Below are 4,397 nucleotides of genomic sequence, written 5' to 3'. Positions count from 1 at the left end.
CGAAAGTTGAGGTCGAGACACCCCACCGTTCTACTCCAAAGGCCCCGACCCTCCCGAGCCGGGGCCCCACGAGATCACAACTCCACACAGGCCCTAGGCGTGCTCGAACTTCCCATTGAGGCTCGAGTCCGCGAGGCTGCGCCAGCATTCGCGCACCTGGACTCTCTGGGACTTCTCGCCCCGAGAGACGGTGCACGAAACGCGATCGCCGCGGCACTGATACACCGGTCGTACCTTTTCGAGAGCCGGGGAGCAGTACCAGGCATCACGCAGACCTCCTTGGACGCGCTGGGCCGGCTGAGCAGCGCGTTCCTGTGGAAGACGGCCGCGGTAGAGCGGTACCGCAGGATCGCGAATCCCACCTCCGGGACGATGAGCGCAGATGTCGCCCGGATTGTCGCTACCTTCCCGACCTGGGCCGCACGTCAGGAGTGGCTGAGAAAGTCCGCGGCCCTGAGCGTGGGACTCGACAGAGATGCGCTTCCGCCGAAGGTCACCACTCTTTTATGCCACCAAGTCATCGGTGTGCTGTGCTTGGAGGGCGAGGAGGAAGTCGCCAGACGACTGCTCCATGGGCACCTGGCCACGCAGCAGCGCGAGATCGCATCCAGCATCAACGACCCGAAGACCACCCTGTATGAGGTCCTGGGGCACGCAGCGTTGGCCTGGGAGTACGAGCGCGGTGGCCCCGATCACGCCCCTCTGTTCCGGGCCGTCGTCACGGACACGCACCGGCGGGCTGGCGAGGGAAGCGGCAGCAACAAGAAGACCGCCGCGCAGCGGGCAGCGCTCGACTTCCTGCAACGGCACGTGCCTGAGGTCCTTACGGCGCGAGATACCGCTGCCTCACCGCCTCCGCCCGCCCAGGAGATCCCCGTATCGCGTGCCCATGTCGGGGCCGTGCGGCGCCTGGAGACGCTCTTTTCCCTTCCCGAGACGTCGCGCCCCCTGCTCTCCCAGGCACTCTTACACGCATCATGGGCATACGAAAATGGCCACCAGATGGAGAGATACCGTCAGCAGGACTACCAGGCCCTGGCCTACCTGGGAGCCCAGATACTCGGCTACGAGCATCTGCTCGCCACTGCACGACACATCGTCGTGGCGCCCCCCGCCGAATTCGCTTTCACCACTCTTCCCAACAACGTGTACAACACCGCCTTCCACGAGGTCGAGTTGGCATCAGGGCTACTCCTCGGAGCAGGTCAGCGATCACTCGGCATACCTAGGGAGATTGGGGCCGACTCCTTCCAAGCCGTGATCGGCGCAGTCTCCGAAGCGGGGGACTTCCAGGGATCGCTGGCCGACCGCTGGCCACAAGAATGGGCCCCCACATGGCAATTGGTGGCACCGAGCGCACCACCACCGGTCGAACCCACCACGCGCCTGGCCCGCACGGCCAGCCTCATGAAGCTCCCCGTGACCTACGAGCACACGGTCAGCGGGCCGGACCACCTGCAGCGGTATACGGCGACCGCCGTCATCCACAGCAAGGCGCTGGGCGTCACGCTCAGAACGCGGGGCGCTGCCGTTCCGGGCAAGGTGCCCGCGAAGCACAGTGCGTCCTTGGCTGTGCTCGGTGTCCTGGACCGACTCGCCGACGGATCCCCGGCCCGGTCCTTTGACGGCGCCAAGGAAGAGGCCCGCTCCCTCGCCCGATTCTTCCTCGCCCAGCAGGCTTTTCTGCTCGACGCCGCCCCGGTTCCCACGCAACGATGGATCACCGCGCGCCTCTTCGGGCTTCATCTCGCCTCAGACGCTCCGGCGCTGCTCAAGTGGGCAGTTGGCGTCGATGAACTGCTGAAGCTCGACCTTCCCCTGCAACCCGGCAGTCATCTGCGGGATGCGTTCCGTAAGGCCGTCGAGAAGCCCGCTGTCCCAGACCCCCTCAACACCGTCCTGGCGCGAGCGATAGACACCCTGGAGCGGATCGAGAGTCCCGAAAACATCACCACGGTGCATGTACGTCACCTGGTGCAGTTGTGCGACGTCTACCGATGTCTCGGCTCCGACGATCCCGACATCATTCTGCCCGATCTCGCCGACGACTGGCGGATCCTTCACCGGGGCCGGATGGAGACCCTGCCGTCGCTTCCTCCTGTCCCAATCTCTGGTCGGGCGCGAGCAGTGCTCGACGCCGCGCTCTCCGCCCTCGCCTCAGGTGGCGGAGAAACCTCCGTCGAAGTCCTCGCCGAGCGGCCGTTGCGACTGGGATTCAGGTCGGCTCAACCTCCGTCACTGACCATCCTGGAGGACGTGTGCTCGCTCTGGTCTGCGGTGAGCAAAGCGATCACCGTAGAGGCGACCGAACAGGGCATCGACGTGATCGTCGCCATGACGGAGGCCCCGCCCCAACCGGGTCCGATCACTCAAGCCGTCATCGCCGCACTCCAACCGGTCCCCGAGCCGTACCGGGCGGCCGTGGCGGACCTTCTGCACGATCTGAAGAATCAACTTGTCGCCGCCCGCCTCGCCGACTCCCAACCCGCTGAGAGCCGTACGGCCCGGCTGCAGCAACAACTCGCCGCGAGCCGGCACCTCGACGAGGCGCACACCCTCGCGCTGCGCTTGCGCGCAGCAACGTCGATGCTCACGTCAGCCGACACCGAGAGCGTCGAGCTCGGAGCCTTCCTGCGCCACTATGCCGGAGCAGTTCTCACCCGACTTCCTGCCAGCATCTCGCTGTCGGTTCCCACGGCCAGGAGCACCGTCCACGTCGCGCTGGGTGCACGAGCCCTGACCGCTATCTTCGACAACCTGATCGGCAACGCGATCGAAGCGCTGCGCAACGGTGGGGCGATCACCCTGGACTGGACCGCCGATGACTACGAAGCCGCCGTCGAAATCTCGGACGACGGCCCCGGACTTCCCTCCGACATCGCCGCCGCCCTGAACGCGGGCAAGCGAATCCGCAGCACAAAACCCGGAGGCAACGGCCTGGGCCTGCTCGGAGTCCGCTCGCTTCTCGCCAAGGTCGGCGGACAACTCAGCCTCATCGCCACGCCCTCCGGCACCGCGTGGCTCACCACCCTGCCACTCGCTACCCCTACACCAACGGAGTCCACATGACCCAGCGACTGGCCAACCTGCGCATCCTCGTTGCCGACGACCAGGTGGACGTGGCCCGCACGCTGTGCCGACCGCTACACAAGGAAGGTGCCCGCCTGCGCTTCGCCGCAGACGGGCACACCGCTCTGCAGGAGATCGACACCCACCCGTTCGACCTCCTGCTGATCGATATGAAGATGCCGCCCGAGGAATGGGGTGGCCTGTGGCTGCTCCGGCAGCTCAAAGAACGGAAATGCCGCATTCCCAACCTCGTCCTGTCCGGCGAAGGCTCGAAGCAGCAGGTCATCGAGGCGCTCCGCCTCGATGCCGTCGACTGGGTCGTCAAGGACACCGCCGGAGAAGAACTGCTGGACCGATGCGCAGCGACCGTCGCCGATCGCTTAGGCGAATCCCTAGAGCTCGCCACCCACCGCCTGCCGACCCCCCTGGCTCAGCGCTTTGCCAAGTATGCCCGAGCCACCGATCCGGACAAGAAGATCCGCGAGGGCCTGCATACGCTGGAGTCGATACTGCGCTTCGCCGCCATTCTGGGGCTCAGCAGTACCCCGCCCGCACCGCTCCGGGGGATCACGCCGGACCGGCTGGCGGCCCCGAGTATGGGCACCTGGTTCGACATCTGCACCGCTCTCGCAATCCGGCCCGATACGGACAGCGAATTCCGGCGGGTACATTCCTGGATCACCCCGGAGCGAGCTGATCACCAGCCGGTCCAGAGACTCATCTCCGTACGCAATGCCCTGGCACACGGCCGGGACACACCCACGCCGGACCAGGCTGACCAACTCGACCAACTGCTGCGCCGATTCGCGCACCGCGCAGCATCCTCCTGGTGCGCCGATCTCGTAGTGCCCACCTCCATGACCTACGACGGCGACCGATACACCCTTGAGGTACTCACTCTGCAAGGGGTCGGAAGGCCAGCCCCCAACACGGTATCGACCCCTACGCCGGTGATCACGGGACAGCCGATCCTCGCGTCCCGTGAAGGCACCCTGCTGTCCTTGGCTCCGTGGCTACTAGCCCACACGGAACCCGCCACAGGCGCAGTGAGCTGCCTGCAATTCGACGGCCTCCAACGCGCAAAAGAGGGTCTGACGTCAGACACTCCCTTCCGGTACGCGCGAACAGATGACGGCAGGGGCCTCCCCTCAGTCCACCACGCTCAAGCACGCTGGCTGACCCTGTCCCAGTGGACGTAACCCCAGCTGGTACCCAGGGCTCAGACCGTGTCGTGTGCAACTGACGATCAACGATTACGCCTGGGTCGTGGTCTTCTGCTTGAGGCGTTCGTAGGGGGTCTGGCCGCCGAGGCCGCCGTGGGGGCGATG

General features: G+C 66.0%; 2 protein-coding genes. Both read left to right on the top strand.

The features are described from left to right. The first annotated feature begins 279 nt into the window (after positions 1 to 279). Positions 280 to 3,069 carry an ATP-binding protein gene (locus IE239_RS41110; protein WP_190154552.1) on the top strand — a complete coding sequence of 930 codons (2,790 nt, stop codon included), beginning with the start codon at positions 280 to 282 and terminating at the stop codon, positions 3,067 to 3,069. Further along, entirely contained in the window at positions 3,066 to 4,268 is a 1,203-nt protein-coding gene (locus IE239_RS41105; RefSeq protein WP_190154551.1) for a response regulator, read from the top strand. Before IE239_RS41110 ends, IE239_RS41105 begins: the two co-directional genes overlap by 4 nt. Positions 4,269 to 4,397: the final 129 nt, after the last annotated feature.

It is taken from the genome of Streptomyces humidus (assembly GCF_014649655.1).
In the GTDB taxonomy this organism is placed as follows: Bacteria; Actinomycetota; Actinomycetes; order Streptomycetales; family Streptomycetaceae; genus Streptomyces; species Streptomyces humidus.
Note: the sequence above shows the minus strand (reverse complement) of the source record. Positions and strands in the feature narration are given on the sequence as shown.

Bases quoted from the DNA above. Each gene is read 5' to 3' on its own strand.
- IE239_RS41105 (WP_190154551.1), top strand. From the start codon at position 3,066: ATGACCCAGCGACTGGCCAACCTGCGCATCCTCGTTGCCGACGACCAG.